Below are 16,786 nucleotides of genomic sequence, written 5' to 3' on the forward strand. Positions count from 1 at the left end.
GACCATGACCCTTAAGAGAAAACTCGCTGAAGCGATTATGTCGGCTGCGAAGGTCAATCGCTCCTTGATGGCGGCACCAGCTGCAGTGCTTTGGCCCGACCCTGACCGTCAATGGCAGAAGGTCATACCAGCTATTTCCGACGTCGTTCCCAACCTACTTTCACTGGGGGACTATGAACCCGAGGCCAAGCGGGGACCGAGCATATGGCTAAAGACGATGGTCGGCGGAGCTGAGCATGCGCTGAAGCCTGGAGTGGTGCCCGTGGTCTATTTGCCGGGGGTAGGAAAGACAGACCTTCGGGCAATCGAGTCTTGCCCACGCAACCTTCAACCCTTGGCTGAACTCCAGTATCGAGGCAACTTCTGGTGCCAAGCAAACGGGAAGGACTGGACCGTCAATGCGTTCTTAACCTCGAAGAACGGAGGGCTCGGGCTTGACGTTGCCCAAGATAAAGCTACGCAGGAGGCTCTAGGCCAGGCTCTCGAAGCTGGTGTCCTGTTAGAAAGTAGCCTTGAAAACCTGCACGGTCGGCAAATCAATGCAGAGTGGCTGCACAGCCTCTTGGCGCCGAACCCCACGCGGGACCTGTTGCTCTGGATGAACGACGCCGATAGTGCCCGTGCGCAGTGGGCAGGGGTGCGCTGGGATGTCTTCAGCAAGCGCTGCAAAGCGGACTTTGGGTTTGACCCTGTGGCTGATGGCCTGCTGGTCGCGGCAGAGCTGCTTGCCAAGGGAAAGGGGAAGTGGGCAGCAGTCTCCGAGCTCTACCGAGACTCCTACACGAGCTTTCCCAAGGTCTATGACCTGCTCCTCAAGGTCCAGCCACCTCAATTGGGACTGTTCGACGAACTCGACCAGCTGGCAGGCTTTCCTCAGGCCAACGAAGAGCGGGAAGCCAATTTGCGCTATGCGCTGGCCGCCTGTGATTCGATGGATTCGGCACAGGCTCGTGCAGCCATCCACAAAGCCGAGCAGGAGCATGGGGGCCGTCGCGGTTGGCTGTGGCGGCGCATGGGGCAATCCCCCCTTGCTGTCGCTCTGGGGCACCTGTCTCGTTTGGTTGAGCTGAGCACCAACCTTCCATCCGGCAGCTCGCCTGAGCAGCTTGCCGCAAGTTATCAGCAGCACGGCTGGCAAGTGGATGCCGCCGCTCTGGATGCCCTCGCAGCCGTTCAGGCAAAGGCTGACGTGGATGCCGTATCGGTTGCTCTGCGCTCGGTGTACCGTCCCTGGCTCGATGCATCCGCTGTGCGTCTGCAAGAGGCCGCAAAATCGGTTGGCGGGCTCCCCCCTTTGAGTCCTTCGTCTTCCAGTGAGGCAGAGGACGGGGTGTGCACCGTTTTCGTCGACGGATTGCGCTACGACGTGGCGGTACGGCTGAAGGAGCGGCTGGCCGAACTGGGTAAGTCGGCGCTGAGCGTCTCTTGGACCAGCATGCCCTCGGTGACGGCGTCAGGTAAGCCGTGGTGCTCCCCGGTGCGAGATTTGGTCGCCGGCACGAAGGAGGACGCCGACTTCCAGCCGAGAGTAGCGGCGGATGGCAAACCATTGTCGGGCTACAACTTCCGCAAGCTCCTCGCTGAGACGGGGGTTCAAGTTCTAGACAAACATGAGTCTGGAGACCCCCAGGGACGCGCCTGGACGGAATCAGGAGACCTGGACCATTATGGGCACGAGCACGGCATCAGGCTCGCCAGAGACCTCGACGTCCAGCTGAATCAGGTGATGGAGCGCGTTGAAGAGCTTATCCAGGCAGGTTGGCGGCGGTTCCGCATTGTGACCGACCATGGCTGGCTTCTGTTGCCTGGTGGGCTACCCAAGACCGAGCTTCCGATGCATCAAGTCGAAACCCGCTGGGGCCGCAGTGCAATCCTGAAGGATTCTGCCTTTGGCACCTCCCTGACCTTCGGTTGGGACTGGTGCAAGGAGGTGCAGATTGCCTATGCCCCGGGTGTCTCATGCTTTGTGGCGGGGACAGAGTACGCCCATGGAGGCCTCAGTCTCCAGGAGTGCCTGGTGCCCGTTATCGCCCTGGATGTCGCAGCTTCAGCTGCGCCAGCAGCCAATGTCACAATCAAGGCTGTGACGTGGCGAGGGCTGCGCTGCGTTGTCGAGGTGGAGCCCTCCATGGCGGGGCTGGAGGCGGATATTCGCACCAAGCCTGCGTTGGCATCGAGTTCGCTGGCTGCCAGCGTCAAGACGATTCAGGATGGCAAGGCCAGTCTTGCGGTCGCGGACGATGACAACCTGGGTGTGGCGGCCGTGGTTGTCGTACTGGGGCCTGATGGGACTGTGCTTCAGAAGAGCCCGACGACCGTGGGGGGCTGATGGCTCCCGGTGCGTCTCCGCAGCTTTGGCCTGTTGGAACGCCTAATCAGATAGCGATGAGGGCCGCGCGTGGCCCGAGAAAGGTATTGAACGATGCAGCTCGATGACTTGGACAGGAAGGCCACGGAAGCCTTTGAGGGCTATGTGGTCCGCAAGGACCTGGTGCGGACGTTCAGTCGCCAGTTTCCTGTTCCCACCTACGTCGTGGAGTTCCTGCTTGGCCGCTACTGCGCCACCACCGACGAGGCCGAAATCCAGGAGGGCCTGGAAATCGTCCAGCGCCAGCTCTCGTCACGAACTGTGAAGGCGGGGGAGGAAGAGCTTTTCAAGGCGCGCGCCCGGGAATCTGGCTCGGTCAAAATCATCGACATCATCACAGCCAGGCTTGACGCCAAGAGCGACTCGTACGTCGCCTCGCTCCCCAGTCTGCGCCTCACGGATGTCCGGATTGACCCGGACCTCATCAAGGAGCACGAGCGCATCCTGACGGGGGGCTTCTACGCCGAGGTCACCCTAGCCTACGATGCATCGATTGCCCAGGAAAAGAGCGGTCGCCCCTTCGGTGTGCAGTCCCTGCGTGCTATCCAGCTGTCCAAGCGGGATGTGCTGGCAGACCTGAGCGCGGGCCGGGACAAGCTGACCACGCTCGAATGGAAGGATTTTCTGCTGCGCAGTGTGGGGCTCGAGCCAGAGACGCTCAGTGACCGTGCCAAGGACGCCTTTCTCCTACGAATGGTCCCCTTTGTCGAGCGCAACTACAACATGGTGGAGCTCGGCCCCCGCGGGACTGGCAAGTCGCACCTCTTCCAGCAGGTATCGCCCTACGCCCACCTGATTTCAGGGGGAAAGGCGACGGTGGCCCGCATGTTCGTGAACAACGCGAACGGTCAGCGGGGCCTAGTCTGCCAGTATGACGTGGTGTGCTTCGACGAAGTGTCCGGCGTGTCCTTCGACCAGAAGGATGGCGTGAACATCATGAAGGGCTACATGGAGAGCGGTGAGTTCTCCCGCGGCAAGGAAAGCATCCGTGCGGACGGCTCCATTGTCCTGGTGGGCAACTTTGATGTGGATGTCGAGCATCAGCAGCGTGTCAGCCACCTGTTCGGCCCCCTGCCCCCCGAGATGAGGGATGACACGGCCTTCATGGACCGCATCCACTGCTACTTGCCTGGCTGGGACGTGCCCAAGCTCAACCCCAGCCTCTTCACCAATCACTTCGGCCTGGTCAGCGACTTCCTGTCGGAGTGCTTCACCCAGCTCCGCAATCAGAGCAGGGTCTCGGTGTTGCAGGGACGGGTCTTCTGGGGAGGCGCCCTGTCAGGTCGAGACCTGAACGGCGTGAACAAGACCGTAAGCGGGCTGCTGAAGCTGCTTTACCCCAATGCGGAAACGCCCGTCAGCGACGAGGACCTGGAATGGGCAGTACGTTTGGCCCTCGAGGTGCGCCGGCGCGTCAAGGAGCAGCAGAAACGCATCGGTGCCGCTGAGTTCCGCAACACGCACTTCAGCTATACCCTGGGGGCCGAAGGGGTCGAGAAGTTCGTGTCCACCCCTGAGCTGCAGAGCCAGGCGGGTATCGGTGACGAGCCCCTGGAGTGCGGGCAGATTTGGACGCTCAGCCCCGGGGGCCAGGATGAGCATGCCGGGTTGTTCCGGCTGGAAGTGACCGAAGGCCCGGGCAGCGGTGTCCGCGTACTGAACAACCCCGTCCCGCCGGCGTTCAAAGAGTCAATCCGCTGCGCCGAGCAAAATCTGTACGCACGGGCCCCGCAACTGGTGGGCGACCGTGACCCCAGGGCCCATGAGTTCTCGGTGCAGTTGCGCGGCTTCGATGCGGCCAAGAGCGGCGCCAAGACTTCGGTAGCGTGCCTCATCGCGCTGGCCAGTGCGCTCCTCAGAAAGTCGGTGCGTGGCGGCCTCATCGTAGTGGGCGAAGTCACGCTCGGTGGAACCATCGAGCCGATACACAACGCGGTCACCCTGGCCGAGCAGGCCGTTGAGAAAGGGGCGAAGTCCTTGCTGCTGCCGGTTGCCTGTCGGCGCCAGCTCTTCGACCTCTCGGATGACATGGCCACGAAGCTCGATATCGAGTTCTACCAGGATGCGCGCGATGCGCTCCTGAAGGCGCTGACAGAGTAAAAGGCCTACCCAATGACCTACTTTGTCGATGTGTTTTCTGTCGCCACCTACGAGGAGTTCTCCTGCACCGACAAGGCACAGGCGGGGTTTCACCCCAAGCGTCGCGCTTGGGTCACGAAAATCAAGCCGGGCGACAAGCTGCTGTGCTATCTCAAGGGCGTTTCCTGCTGGATAGGCGTACTCGAAGTCACCGGCCCGATGGTCGATAACGGAAGCGAGGACGAGGCAGACGAATTTTCCCTCAAGTTCCCGGTGAAGCCTTTGGTCTGGCTGGGCAAAGGTCAGCTACTACCCATCAAGCGCGAGGACGTCTGGGCCGCGCTTTCCTTCACGAAGAACATCGCTCCGGGAGCCGGCGGGTGGAATGCCATCGTGCGTAGCAGTGGCGTACGACTGCCATCCAGCGACGGAGAGTTCCTTGAGCAACGACTGGCGTCTCAGCAGCAGCAAGGCCTGGCTGACGGCATTGCCGACGACGATTGGGAGAAGCTTCGAGGCTTCAAGGTGGAGATTCACGGGAAGTCCGTGTCTGTTGAAATTCCCGAACCCGATATCACCGACGAGGAATCGGCTCAGACTACCGATACTGCACCCTCTGGCAATCAGGTAGGCGATAGCAATGCCTCGGCTGCGCTTGTCCGAACCTCTCACAAGATGCAGGCGCATCTCGCAGATATCGGCCTTGCCATGGGATTTCAAGTGTGGATTCCTAAGGCGGACCGAGAGCCTGTATTGTCGGAGATGCTTACCGACAGCCTCCTCGAGAGCTTACCTTTCACCCAGTTCTCCAATGCAGAGCCAACCCTCAAGACCATCGAACAGATAGATGTTCTATGGCTCTCGAAGAAGACGATTGTCCGCGCCTTTGAGGTAGAGCACACGACGGCAGTGTACTCCGGCATCCTGCGCATGGCCGACCTGCTGGCGTTGCAGCCCAACTTCCACACCCGCTTGCACATCGTCGCCCCGGAGGAGCGTCGCAAGAAGGTCTTTCAGGAACTGCGACGCCCGGCATTTTCGGTGTTCGAGCAAGGACCGCTCTCCAAACTATGCAGCTACCTGCCTTACGAGAAGGTACAGGAGCTGGCAGAAGACCCGAACTTGGAATATCTGAAGCCTGAGGTGTTGGACAAGCTTGAAGAGTGGCCCGGCGAGTAGGTTTGATGACCTAGAGCCACCGCGTTTCATATGTACTTCAGCAGCTTACGTCTCTGTGGAAATGGACCAGGGGTGGCCGAGAATACAGTCACGAATCAGCCGACAGTTACGTTCAACCCACCAGCTGAACGCCCCTTCTCAGTGCGAGATGAGATTCAAATCTCCAACTGGAAGCATGCAGGCTTACAAACTGATTGCCGGCCCTTTGTCGTCGCGGCCCCCTGCTTAGAGCCTGCTTGGTGTCAGCGGCTTGAGGATCTGCTCAAGAATTCAGCCATAGCACTGGAGGCCGTCCTTGGTTGTTTTCCATCGTCGGGCCTCGTCGCTGTCCATGCTGCATTGCAGCTCGCGGAGCAGGTTCAGGTTTACCGCATGCCTCTCAAACCCAGCCTCATTCGACCCGCAGGCATGTCACCTCGAAAACCCTTGCCCTGTGCTTTTCACAATTGGCTGGGAGAGCGACGGCTCGGCCTTTACCTCCTGCGCGAGTATGGTCCAAAGCGTCTCCTTTGGAACTCACTCGCCCCTGAAGCGCTGACCGATAGCGGAGCGCCAACAGACTCCGCCCCACTGGCGATACTGGAGAATCTCTTTTGTCAAGCGCAGTCCGATCAAGAAGATGAGCTTGCCGAAACGCTGGACTGGCTAGCGGGCATTGAACGACGAGCCTGGGCCCGCAATGCTGAGGAGACCAGGCTGACGACCTTAGAGCAATACTTCTTCCTGAGCCGCCATCACCCGGTAACTACCAATTGGTGGCTCTTCAACAACAGGTTATCCGCTCCTTTGGATGCTGTCCTGCAGCGGCTCATGGTTTGTCAGTTTGACCTGATGGAAAGTTGAGAGGCGGATAGGCAAGCAGTTTACGCAGAATTCCCTGCTGCTCGTGCTTACGCTCGGTCGAGTACGGGGCGCGCTCGTGGTAATAGCAGAAATCGTCATTGATGAAGACGGGTTTCTGAGCGAGTTCCGTCGCCGGAATCATGATGGCGTAGTCCGTCACATCATCGACCCAATGGCCGTCGGTGCGCAGATGGTCCTTTGGTATCCGTTGAAATAGAGACTTCCGGAATCCTCGCAGATGAGTCCAGACATTGCCACCACCCTTTTCTCTGGAATTGTCGTAATCCGGCTCGTAGAGATGAAGCGGCTTGTCGGGACGAAACATCACGCCGTGAACCAGGTCGGCGCCGTCCTCGATGGCGCTCAGCAATCGTGCCGAAACTTTCGACGACATCAAGGCGTCGTCGAGGTCCAGCGTAACGACTAGGGTATCGTCGCTCTGGCAGATCACCTCAACCGCCTCGATGAAATTCCTGATGTACCCGTTCCGGCTCCGCCGGCGAATGAGCGTCGTTCGCTCCTGCAAGGGACCGAGCAAATCTGGAATGAACCAGGTCGCTTCAAAATCACTGGCGTCGTCAATAATGATGATGCCGAAACGCTGATCCTCCTGGATCCGCAAGGAGTCGATGCTCCGCTTGAGTTGGGCGTACCCCGTGTCACGTCCCTTCATCAAGAATACCAAGGGCTCCGTCCTGGCGGGATAAGACCACTTCGCCGTGGGCACCAAGTCCCACTTTTCCCCTTGCTCGTGCGGGACAATGCCCTGTGCAATGAGGTCTCGCCAGATCGGCAGGCTCCCGTTGGCCTTGTCTTCGTTTCTCGGATGGACGTAGAAAGAGCGGCTATCCCCACCGCGCACGCAGCGCATCCCCGTTTGCTGCTGTCGATGTTGAACGGCCCGGTGCCACATCCATTCGAATCGTCCTTCCCGAACCGGGTTTGCCATAGGCTGCAAAGCCTTCAGTCGCTCCAAGTCGAAGAGGCCAAATCTGATCTCGGGGACGAAGCTGCCGGGCTCTGCTTGATATGGCTTGAAGCCATCTATCAGTTGAGGAATGTTGAAGCCCACCCCTAGAACGTCCTCTGGTTGCGCCGCCACAAGCATATCCGTGATGAAATCGTGGCAGGGGTCTTTGCGTCCGATCAGTACGTCCACATCGCATTGCAGAACATAACGGGTACGGACTTGGTCGAATGCCCAGAGCTGTGAGAACAGGGGGGCGCCGCTTTTGGTGTGGGTCTCCCGGACCCAGTGGTTGCCGAACCAGCGTGCGTATGTGGAATGGACTTCTGCAGGGTCAGTCGGCGAGAACCAGACTTCATCCACCATGCCCACCGATCTGAGCTCCGCGGCCGCCGCGCTGACCCGCCCCAGGTCGCCTGTTGCAAACTGTCGCAGATACGGGCCCTCGTACCGGTCGATCGCCAGCACAATTGCCCCAAGCTTCTTCGGGTAGGAAAGCTGGGTGATGATGTGCCGCACCTGGTCTTCCATCAGCGCGGCATCTTGCGGGCATACCTTGATCAGGAGGGTTACATTGCAAGCCCGGTCTGCTTCCGAGGGCTCCACGTTGGCTTGCATCGGGGACACATGAGGAAACAGACTCTCAACGAGCGAGCGATAAAAGCGGGGAAAACCAGCCAACTGGTCAAGAGCCTCATGTTGACGCAGCGTCGACGTCCGGCGTGCGAGCTCTTGGTCGGAATTACCCAGTATGGCGATGCTGTAGAGTCGGGCGGCTGCGTCGAGAAAGCGCGAAGGCGTGAAAGGAACGATGTCCTTGCCAACATCGATATAAATCAGCCTGCCATCCTCCAGAACCCTGAAATTGGATCGCTTGATGTTGGAAGTGACCAACCCGTGTCGATGAAGTTGGCGCAAGAAGTGGATGACAGTGCGCTCCGGCAGGGTCGCTGGAAACGCGCTTGAGACCGCCCAAGGGTAGTGGCACCGGACTTCACCTCCCGCCTCGACGGTCCATTCCACCACCGGAGTCGGCCCATCCTCGCCCACTGAATTGCACAGAGGTTTCAACCTCTCCACGGCTTCCGCGTCCATAGCCCATGGATAGAACCGTTTGCGAACTCGGTTGCCCTCCCGCCATACGATGCCTTCCTGCCCGACGCCCAGAATTGATCCTTGGCTCTCTAGAGCCTCCACCCAGCAGCGGACTGCCACGGCCAGGCGTTCCCGCTGAAGTGCCCATTGAGCGGAGCGCCGATTGTGTTGCGTGGTGGCGCCCCCGAGCGAGTACACCGCATAGATCGGCGAGGGGACGACGATGCCCTTTGTCAAGCGACACCAGGAATTGACCCCCTGGCGACATCAGGAACTGACCCCCCTACGCGGGTTGATGACTGGTTGATGGGGCCACGGGCTGGTGGAACACTGCCCCGGCGCGACGCTTGTCTTTGAGGCGGTAGCTATCACCGCGGATGGTGATGACGTGGCTGTGGTGCAGCATGCGGTCGAGGATGGCGGTGGCGGCGATCGCGTCGCCAAAGACCACGCCCCATTCGGATACGGTGCGGTTGCTGGTGATGAGGAAGCTGCCGCGCTCATAGCGCCGCGACACCAGCTGGAAGAACAGGTGGGCAGCCTTGGGCTCGAACGGTAGGTAGCCGAGCTCATCGATGATCAGCAGCTTCGGCTTGGCGTAGTGCGCCAGCTTCTCGTCCAGGCGGCCTGCGGCATGCGCTTGGGCGAGGCTCGCCACCAGCGCCGGCGCGGTGACGAACAGCACGCTGTAGCCACTCAGGATGGCCTCGCGCCCGAGGGCGATGGCCAAGTGAGTCTTGCCGACACCGGGTGGCCCCAGCAGCAGCAGGTTCTCGCCGTGGGCCACCCAGCGGCAGGCCGCCAATTCGCGGATCTGCCGTTCATCCACGCTGGGCTGGGCCGCGTAGTCGAAGCCGGCCAGCGTGGCGATGCAGGGGAAGTGTGCAATGCGCGTGCCCATCTGGATGCGCCGTTCGTCCTTGCGTGCAATCTCACGCTGGCACAGGAAGGCCAGGGTCTCCCGGAGCGTCAGCTCCTGACGGGCGGCTTCGTCGAGCAGGCTGTCCAGTTGATCGCGGATGGCGGTCAGGTGCAGCCGCGTCAGCATGGTCATGAGGTGTTCGTGGGCGATCATCAGAAGCGCCCGCCCGCGACCGCCTCATAATCGGCGAGGGGCCGTGCCAGCGCCCCCGACAGGGGCGCCGCAGGCGCCACAGACGGGGGCGCTGGCACGGCAGGCGCCGCCTCACCCTCCGTTCTGGGTTGAAAGGCCCGCCCCACCAGGCCGTCGAAGTGGGCCGGCTCAATGGCCCGTTGCCGCTGTCCGCTCAGCACCGCGTGGTGCGCCACCGCCTGACCGCCATGCCGCACCACGACGCTGTCGGCCTCCACCAGCACGCTCACCGACTCGCCGATCAGGCGCCACGGCACGCTGTAGCGGTTCGTATCCACCTCGACACAGGCTTCGCTGCTCACCACCCGCTGCAGTTCTCGCGCCAGGGCAAACGGCGGCTTGCCGGCAAGCGGCTGCAGGGCCGTGCGCTCTGTCACCGACCGGCACATAGGAGCCACTTGATGATCGGCACAATGGAGCCAGGGCGTGATCGGCACATTGGAGCCACCCCGTGATCGGCGTAATGGAGCCACCCACGGATCGGCACATTGGCGCCAGCGCCGGATCGGCGTAATGGAGCCAGTTTCACTCTGACGGACGTCTCGACCTTTCGCGGCCCACCGCTACCCTGCCGGGTTTGGCAGGAGAGAGCCGGTGGCCCGCAGGAGCATCGAGATGCACGAGTACCGCCAGGCCCTGATGCGTTTGCGTCAGGGCGATTCGGAGCGCGAGATTGCCCGCTCCGGTTTGATGGGCCGCGCCAAGGCGGCCCGCTTCCGTACGCTGGCCCAGGCCCAGGGCTGGCTTGAGCCCAGCCGCCCCTTGCCGCCGGACGCCGAGATCGCCGCCGCGCTGGCGCCCCCGCGCCTGCCGGCCTCGGCCCAGTCGGCCCTCGCCGCCTACCGCCCCCTCGTCGAGCGCTGGCTCGGCCAGGGCGTCTCCGGCGTGGCGATCCACGCCGCGCTGGTGCGCGAGCACGGCTTCACCGGCCATTACTCCAGCGTCCGCCGCCTGATCGGCGCCATCGGGCGCGAGCTGCCGCCCGACACCACGGTGCGCCTCACCTTCGAGCCGGGCGAGGCGGCGCAGGTGGACTTCGGCGCCGGCCCCGAGCTGGTCGATGCCGCCACCGGGCAGCTTCGCCGCACCTGGGCCTTCGTGATGACCCTCGCCTTCTCGCGTCACCAGTACGTGGAGTTCGTGTGGGACCAGAGCGTGCGCACCTGGCTCGGCTGCCACCAGCGGGCCTTCGAGTGGTTCGGCGCGGTGCCGGCGCGGCTGATCATCGACAACGCCAAGTGCGCCATCACCCGCGCCTGCGCCCGCGACCCCGAGGTGCAGCGGGCCTACGCCGAGTGCGCGGAGGGCTACGGCTTCCGGATCGATGCCTGCCCGCCGCGGGACCCGCAGAAGAAGGGCATCGTCGAGGCGGGGGTGAAGTACGTGAAGGGCAACTTCCTGCCCACCCGGCGCTTTCGCGATCTGGCGGATCTCAACGCCCAGGTGCGCGCGTGGGTCTTGCAGGTGGCCGGGCAGCGCGTCCACGGCACGACGCGGGTGAGGCCGCTGGAGAGCTTCGCGGTGGAGCGCGCGTTGCTCCTGCCCTTGCCGGCGGTGCCGCCGGATCTGGGCACCTGGCACCAGGTCGCGGTGCATCGGGACTGCCACGTGAGCTTCGAGCGCGCGCTCTACTCGGTGCCTTTCGCGCTCGTCGGCAAACGGCTCTGGCTGCGCGCCACCGACAGCGTGGTGACGGTGTATCAGGACTTCCAGCCGGTGGCTGTCCACGCCCGTAGCCGCCGGCCCGGCGAGCGGCGCACCGTCACCGACCATCTGCCGCCAGAGGCCCGGACCTTCTTCGCCCATGACCGGGCCTGGTGTCTGCAGCAGGCCGCCGGGGTCGGGCCGGCCTGTGCCCGGCTGATCGAGCGGCTCCTCTCGGACCGCGTCTCCGAGCGCCTGCGGGCGGCCCAGGGGGTGCTGCACCTGAAGGCCAGGTACGGTGCCGAGCGGCTCGAGGTGGCCTGCGAGCGGGCCCTGGCGCACGACAGCCCGCACTACCGCACCGTCAAGACCATCCTCGCCGGGGGGCACGACCTGGCGCCCGCGGCGGGGCCGGTCAGCAGCGCGCCCTACGCCGGCGGGGCCCGCTTCGTCCGCGGCGCCGCCGATCTCTTCGCCGACGAACCCCCTTCGATTCACTGACCCCCAAGACGCCCTCCCGGCGTCTTTCCATCCCCAAGGAGTTTCACCATGAATCCCGCCACCGAACTGGCCCCGCAGCTCAAGCAGCTGCGCCTCTCGGGCATCCTCGACTCGCTCGATGCGCGCAACCGCCAGGCGATCGACGCCAAGCTCGCCTACACCGAGTTCCTCGCCCTCTTGATCCAGGACGAGGTGGCCCGGCGCGAGCAGAAGAAGTTCGCCACCCGGCTGCGCCGGGCGGCCTTCCGCGCCACCAAGACGCTGGAGGGCTTCGAGTTCGACCGGCTGCCCTCGACCAACCGGGCGCTGGTCCATGACCTCGCCACCGGCCGCTACATCCACGAGAAGGCCCCGGTGCTCATCGTCGGGCCCTGCGGCACGGGCAAGAGCCACCTGGCGCAGGCGCTCGGGCACTGCGCGGTGCGCCAGGGGCAGGACGTGGTCTTTGCGTCCTGTGCGCAGCTGCTGGCGAGCCTCAACGCGGCCCGGGCCATCGGCAACTACGAGCGAAAGCTCCAGCAGCTGGCCCGCGTGCCGCTGCTGATCATCGACGACTTTGGCCTGAAGCCGCTGCGCGCCCCGGCCGACGAGGATCTGCACGATCTGATCGCCGAGCGCTATGAGCAGGCGGCCACCGTCGTCACCAGCAACCTCGACTTCACCGAGTGGGACCAGGCCTTCCCGGGCAACCGCCTGCTGGCCTCCGCCACCGTCGATCGGCTGCGCCACAACGCCTATTGCCTGACCCTCGACGGGGCGTCCTACCGCGCGCCGCGACAGGGCCCGAACAAGGCCAAAACGACGCTTGCCAGCACCCCGAAAAACAACCACTCTTGAACCCCCGAAGACGTCCCTCAGAGACGATTCAAACTGGCTCCTATATGCCGGTCAGAGGTGGCTCTATTGTGGCGGTCAGTGACACGCTCGTCGCGCTCAAAGCGCAGCCGCGGCGCCTCTGCCGTCGTCCCGTGGCAGCGCACGTCGGACACCTCTCGCTGCCAGCGCACAAGGTGGGCCGACAGGGCCTCCCAACTGGCGAAGACGTGGCCGGCCAGCGCGTTCTTCTTCACATAGCCCACGCCGTTCTCGTCCTTGCCCTTGGTCTGGGGCCGGAAGGGCGCGCAGGCCTTGGGCGTGAAACCCCAATGCCGGGCAAAGGCCAGCAAGCGTTCGTTGAACGTCACTTCACGCGTCTGCACGTCATGCGCGAGAACCAGCGCCCGGGCGTTATCCAGCAACACCTCGCGCGGGATGCCGCCGAAGTGGGCAAAGGCGCCTTCCAGGCCCGCCAGCCAGGCCGCCTGTCGCTCGTGGCCAAAGGCCGCCACATATCCGAGCCGCGAATAGCCCAGTGTCGCCACGAACACATGCACCTTCTGCCGGGCCCCATCGATCTCTACCGTGGCCGAGCCAAAATCAATCTGCAGTTGCTGCCCCGGCGCCGTCTCGAAGCGTACCGTCGCCCGCGCCTGTGCCGCCCATTCCGCCCGGTAGCCCCGGCAGGCCCGTTCCACCGTGCGCAGGCTCACCAGGACGCCCTGCTGCCGTTGCAGTTCCTGGCGCACCACGTCGCAGTTGCCGCGGTGCTGTGCAAACTGCGCCTGTAGCCACGCGCCCAGGCCTGCCAACTTCCCTTCCCGGGCGGGCGACCGATACGGCACATACCGTCCCGCGGCCACGTAGCGCTTGACCGTATTGCGCGCAACCCCCAACTCCTGCGCAATGCGCTTTGTGCCCCACCCTAACCGCGCCAACGCCAACATCTGCGCTACTGCTTCTGGCTCCTGCATCCGCTCTCTCCTGCTCACTCGCAGGCCCGAATGCTGCTCTCTTGCTTCCTTCATGACTCCTCCTGGTATGCGTCCAGGGGGTCAATTCTTCCTGTCGCCAGGGGGTCAATTTAATGTGTCGTCTGACACCCTTGTCGGAATGGAGGCACAGGAGTGATGCCACAAGCCAGTGATCTTCGGCGCTTCGGACATCTGGATAGCGGATTCCGGAATTACTGCGCAGCACGAGGTTGCAGGAAGGCAGTTCCTGATGCGCTCCGTGCAGGCAGAACCCTTCGACAAAGTGGACCAACCGTTGGCGATCCAGTAAAACTGCAGGGTCCGCGATGTTTGAACGATCTAGTAGCTCATCATCACCTGCAAGGTGATTGCTGCCGAGCACATATTGAGCCCCAGACTCATCGCCTTCGCGGCACAACTCGGCGACCGACACAGTGGAAGCCAGGACGTCGTCCGCATCGAGCCTTGCGACCCAACGAGCGCCAGGAAGGTGTTGATCGACAAAGTCGAGCAGCGCATTGCGGGCTCGGGATGCAGAGCCACAGACACCTTCGGTCACCAACACGCTCGGATGCTCTAGCAGCTTGCCGCAACTTTCTCGCCAGCCGTCCGTGGACTGATCATCGAGCAGAACAACGACCGCTTGGCCGTTATCGACGACCGTTTGTGATAGCGCTGACCTCAATGCTCGTGGCAGCCGCTGGGCCTGGTTACAAACGGTAATCCCGATGACGATTTCGGCGGAAAGGATCTTGGCTGTGAGCGTACCGCGAGCATGTAGCGCACGGGCCGAGAGCACGGGACAAGGGCGCCGCGGAGCTGAGTCACGCATGCGCAGCGACTCCGACCTCTGCCTGAATCTCCTCTTCGGACCAGCCGAACAGATTCTCTGCACGCTCGAAGAAACGGTGCCTGACGGCTTCATTCATCCGGTGGCCATGTAGCGCTAGGAACTGCGCCAGCCCTATGCGTTTCGCCTCGCTCTTTCGAGAGGAGAGACTGGATCTGTCGGTGTCCAGGTTCCAGCTAGCCGTATGGCTACCAGTGAAGACAAGCTTTGGATCGGGAAGCGACAGGACCCGGATTGCCAGATCTCTGTCGTTGCAACTCTTGAGCCCTTCTGTAAAACAGCCCGCCGCAAGCAGCGTTGTCAGGCGGATAAACGTGTTCGAACCCTGCCAGCCGGGGTTGCCGGTCAGAAAATCCTCAACGGAAAACGACAGCGGCGGATCACGCGGCACCTCTGCACCATCGATGAGCATCCGAAGCCCCGAGACTACAACATCTGGCGAACCCGCACTTCGCGTTGCGTCCTCGCAGATACTCAAGTGCTCGGGATCCCACTGATCATCATCATCAAGAATCGCAACATAGGCTTCCGGCCAGTGAACTGCGATGTACTCGATCCCTGTATTCCAGGTATTGGCTGCTCCGCCCGCCTTCTCGCTGCTCAGAACATGGACGTCCGTGCGTGGCAGCTGTCTTCTGAGTGCTTCCACTACGCGTGCCGACATGGAGAAGTTATCGGTGACAATGACTAGCGCGTTCAATTGCCTTACTTGGCTCGCAATCGATGGAATGGCTACCCTGAGCAAGGTGTCTCTCGTTGGGAGGGCTGCGATCAACCCGACAATGGTCAGGCAAATGTTCTTGTTGTTTGTGAGGCCAGTCAGCATGCGAACAGGATGTATTGCTTAAGGAGGAGATGATTATCTCATTTTCATGGAATCGGCGTTCAGTCGCTCAGTTTATGCAATCCAGCCTTTGACTCAACTCCTCGCCGATACGTTGTCAGCGGCGCCCACCGCAACCCCTGCCTGGTTTGGCAGGAGAGAGCTGGGGGCCTGCAGGAGCATCGAGATGTATGAGTGCCGCCAGACCCTGATGCGTTTGCGTTAGGGCGATTCGGAGCGCGAGATTGCCCGCTCTGGTTTGATGGGACGGGCCAAGGCGGCCCGTTTCCGCACGCTGGCCCAGGGCTGGATTGAGCCCAGCAGCCCCGAAGCCCTGCTGAAAGGCGGGATAGGTGAGCCCGCTGGGCGCCTACAGACGCAGACGATGCTTGATCCGCTTGAAGGCCCCTCGATTCGCCAGCGGCGGTGATTGAGTGCCCCGAACTGTTCGGCCGGATAACGCCGGGCGTCGAGCAGGTTGGTCATCAGCACGCGGATGTTGCCGCTGGGGGGCGTCGTGAATCAGGCGCACCGGGGTCGGTGTGGGCCGTATCTCGTAGATCGAAGTCTCGGCAGCGCGCGGCGCAGCCAGCGGCACCACCTGCTTCGCGCACGCCCGAGCGCAGAAAATCGGCAACGCAGCGCCAGCCCTGGGTGTCGGCACGCAAGCAGCAGCCCAGCCCCCGCTGCGCCAGGGACGCCACCATCGTGTTGCCGACATAGCTGCGGTCGAGCACCAGCAGGTCGCGGCCGGCATCGAGTTCGTCCAGCGCCTCGAACAGCATCTGGCGCTCAAGATGGCTCGCTTTCACACCTCGGCCAAAACGCAAGGCTGGCTTGGACCCAGCCGTCGCAGAGCGGGAATTCGTCGTCGCCATGCCAATGGGCAACACGAATAAACAGCCTTTGGCTGCATGACTCAGGTGGCAACTAGCTTGACGCGCGCCGGTACATGAAGGGCAGCTTCCTGCCCACCACCCGGCGCTTCCGCGACTTGGCGGGCCTCAACGCCCAAGCGCGCGAGTATGAATCTTGCAGGTTGCCGAGCAGCGCGTCCACGGCGCGACGCCGGTGAGGCCGCTTGAGAACCTTTAGCGTGGAGCGGGCGCGGCTCTGTCGCTCCCGGCGATACAGCCTGAAATGGGCACCCGAGGTTGGACATCCATGCTTGCGCTCTCCGACAGCGGAGAACCCAGGCCGACTCCACGCGCGCAACCGATTCCGCCATCGACCCTACGCGCCGAATTCCGTTTACTAAAACAAATCAGAGGGCGCCTCGAGAATTCCCTAATTTTTCCGAGATCGCCGCTGTAAGTTATTGATTTAGCTATGCCGGTTTTCCGAAAAACGAGGTTTTCGAGGCGCCCGAGAGTTTCACCATTGAAACTCCGACTTGGAAAACAAAATCTATTTTAATCGCTTCGAAAGCATTTTCGTTTTCATTCTCCGAAAATGAGAAATCGCTTTGAAAACGAATTGATTCGGATACACTTTGATCGTCGAGACATTCAAAAATTTTCATTTTTTTGAACT

General features: G+C 62.3%; 13 protein-coding genes and 1 pseudogene. 6 read left to right on the forward strand and 8 right to left on the reverse strand.

Features of this window, described 5'->3' with window-relative positions; all coding sequences use genetic code 11:
- The first annotated feature begins 4 nt into the window (after window positions 1-4).
- From pglZ to Q1W26_RS05945, 4 genes are all read left to right on the forward strand, one after another.
- Window positions 5-2,329 (forward strand): BREX-1 system phosphatase PglZ type B, encoded by a 2,325-nt coding sequence (gene pglZ / locus Q1W26_RS05930; RefSeq protein WP_300437129.1) that lies wholly within the window; start codon window positions 5-7, stop codon window positions 2,327-2,329.
- Between the two features lie 93 nt (window positions 2,330-2,422).
- A complete protein-coding gene (gene brxL / locus Q1W26_RS05935) occupies window positions 2,423-4,468 on the forward strand; it encodes a protease Lon-related BREX system protein BrxL (RefSeq protein WP_300437132.1) in 2,046 nt (681 codons plus the stop codon).
- Window positions 4,469-4,480: 12 nt separating this feature from the next.
- Window positions 4,481-5,626, forward strand: coding sequence for a hypothetical protein (locus Q1W26_RS05940; RefSeq protein ID WP_300437134.1), 1,146 nt, complete (start codon window positions 4,481-4,483; stop codon window positions 5,624-5,626).
- A gap of 72 nt (window positions 5,627-5,698) precedes the next feature.
- Window positions 5,699-6,469, forward strand: a complete 771-nt coding sequence (locus Q1W26_RS05945; protein WP_300437137.1) for a hypothetical protein — start codon at window positions 5,699-5,701, stop codon at window positions 6,467-6,469.
- Here the strand turns inward: Q1W26_RS05945 and Q1W26_RS05950 are convergent.
- From Q1W26_RS05950 to Q1W26_RS05960, 3 genes are read right to left on the reverse strand one after another with little or no spacing between them, the layout of a single operon-like run.
- Entirely contained in the window at window positions 6,435-8,768 is a 2,334-nt protein-coding gene (locus Q1W26_RS05950) for a glycosyltransferase (protein WP_300437140.1), read from the reverse strand. The genes Q1W26_RS05945 and Q1W26_RS05950 overlap by 35 nt on opposite strands.
- 46 nt (window positions 8,769-8,814) lie before the next feature.
- Complete coding sequence (gene istB, locus Q1W26_RS05955; RefSeq protein WP_300437142.1) at window positions 8,815-9,606, reverse strand: IS21-like element helper ATPase IstB; 792 nt, start codon at window positions 9,604-9,606, stop codon at window positions 8,815-8,817.
- The gene (locus tag Q1W26_RS05960; protein ID WP_300437145.1) at window positions 9,606-10,022 is read right to left on the reverse strand and encodes a hypothetical protein; all 417 of its coding nucleotides are present in this window, start codon (window positions 10,020-10,022) and stop codon (window positions 9,606-9,608) included. The genes istB (Q1W26_RS05955) and Q1W26_RS05960 overlap by 1 nt, the downstream gene beginning before the upstream one ends.
- 238 nt (window positions 10,023-10,260) lie before the next feature.
- On the opposite strand from Q1W26_RS05960, the gene istA (Q1W26_RS05965) reads away from it, so the two are divergent.
- Together istA (Q1W26_RS05965) and istB (Q1W26_RS05970) are read left to right on the forward strand one after the other, a co-directional pair.
- On the forward strand, window positions 10,261-11,790 hold the full coding sequence (istA, locus tag Q1W26_RS05965) for an IS21 family transposase (protein WP_300437303.1): 1,530 nt from the start codon (window positions 10,261-10,263) through the stop codon (window positions 11,788-11,790).
- 48 nt (window positions 11,791-11,838) lie between these two features.
- Window positions 11,839-12,627, forward strand: a complete 789-nt coding sequence (gene istB / locus Q1W26_RS05970) for an IS21-like element helper ATPase IstB (protein ID WP_300437152.1) — start codon at window positions 11,839-11,841, stop codon at window positions 12,625-12,627.
- A gap of 17 nt (window positions 12,628-12,644) precedes the next feature.
- Here istB (Q1W26_RS05970) and istA (Q1W26_RS05975) read toward each other — a convergent pair whose 3' ends face one another.
- The 5 genes and pseudogenes from istA (Q1W26_RS05975) to Q1W26_RS05990 all read right to left on the reverse strand — a co-directional run bounded on the left by istA (Q1W26_RS05975) (window position 12,645) and on the right by Q1W26_RS05990 (window position 16,775).
- Window positions 12,645-13,634: an IS21 family transposase gene (gene istA, locus Q1W26_RS05975; protein ID WP_300437155.1), complete on the reverse strand. Its 990-nt coding sequence runs from the start codon at window positions 13,632-13,634 to the stop codon at window positions 12,645-12,647.
- A gap of 280 nt (window positions 13,635-13,914) precedes the next feature.
- Window positions 13,915-14,505: pseudogene (locus tag Q1W26_RS21485) on the reverse strand (glycosyltransferase family A protein); the annotation flags it as partial.
- Window positions 14,405-15,256 (reverse strand): glycosyltransferase family A protein, encoded by an 852-nt coding sequence (locus tag Q1W26_RS05980; protein ID WP_300437158.1) that lies wholly within the window; start codon window positions 15,254-15,256, stop codon window positions 14,405-14,407. The gene Q1W26_RS05980 and the pseudogene Q1W26_RS21485, both read right to left, overlap by 101 nt.
- A 482-nt stretch (window positions 15,257-15,738) precedes the next feature.
- Entirely contained in the window at window positions 15,739-16,065 is a 327-nt protein-coding gene (locus tag Q1W26_RS05985) for a hypothetical protein (RefSeq protein WP_300437161.1), read from the reverse strand.
- 515 nt (window positions 16,066-16,580) lie between these two features.
- A complete protein-coding gene (locus Q1W26_RS05990) occupies window positions 16,581-16,775 on the reverse strand; it encodes a hypothetical protein (RefSeq protein WP_300437164.1) in 195 nt (64 codons plus the stop codon).
- Between the last annotated feature and the right edge of the window lie 11 nt (window positions 16,776-16,786).

Source organism: Zoogloea sp. (assembly GCF_030157465.1).
Classification (GTDB): Bacteria; Pseudomonadota; Gammaproteobacteria; order Burkholderiales; family Rhodocyclaceae; genus Zoogloea.

What these genes read in the sequence shown, in the direction of transcription:
- pglZ (WP_300437129.1), top strand. Translation starts at nt 5, where the DNA reads ATGACCCTTAAGAGAAAACTCGCTGAAGCGATTATGTCGGCTGCGAAG.
- brxL (WP_300437132.1), top strand. Translation starts at nt 2,423, where the DNA reads ATGCAGCTCGATGACTTGGACAGGAAGGCCACGGAAGCCTTTGAGGGC.
- Q1W26_RS05940 (WP_300437134.1), top strand. Translation starts at nt 4,481, where the DNA reads ATGACCTACTTTGTCGATGTGTTTTCTGTCGCCACCTACGAGGAGTTC.
- istB (WP_300437142.1), bottom strand. Translation starts at nt 9,606, where the DNA reads ATGATCGCCCACGAACACCTCATGACCATGCTGACGCGGCTGCACCTG.
- istA (WP_300437303.1), top strand. Translation starts at nt 10,261, where the DNA reads ATGCACGAGTACCGCCAGGCCCTGATGCGTTTGCGTCAGGGCGATTCG.
- istB (WP_300437152.1), top strand. Translation starts at nt 11,839, where the DNA reads ATGAATCCCGCCACCGAACTGGCCCCGCAGCTCAAGCAGCTGCGCCTC.
- istA (WP_300437155.1), bottom strand. Translation starts at nt 13,634, where the DNA reads ATGAAGGAAGCAAGAGAGCAGCATTCGGGCCTGCGAGTGAGCAGGAGA.
- Q1W26_RS05980 (WP_300437158.1), bottom strand. Translation starts at nt 15,256, where the DNA reads ATGCTGACTGGCCTCACAAACAACAAGAACATTTGCCTGACCATTGTC.
- Q1W26_RS05990 (WP_300437164.1), bottom strand. Translation starts at nt 16,775, where the DNA reads ATGAAAATTTTTGAATGTCTCGACGATCAAAGTGTATCCGAATCAATT.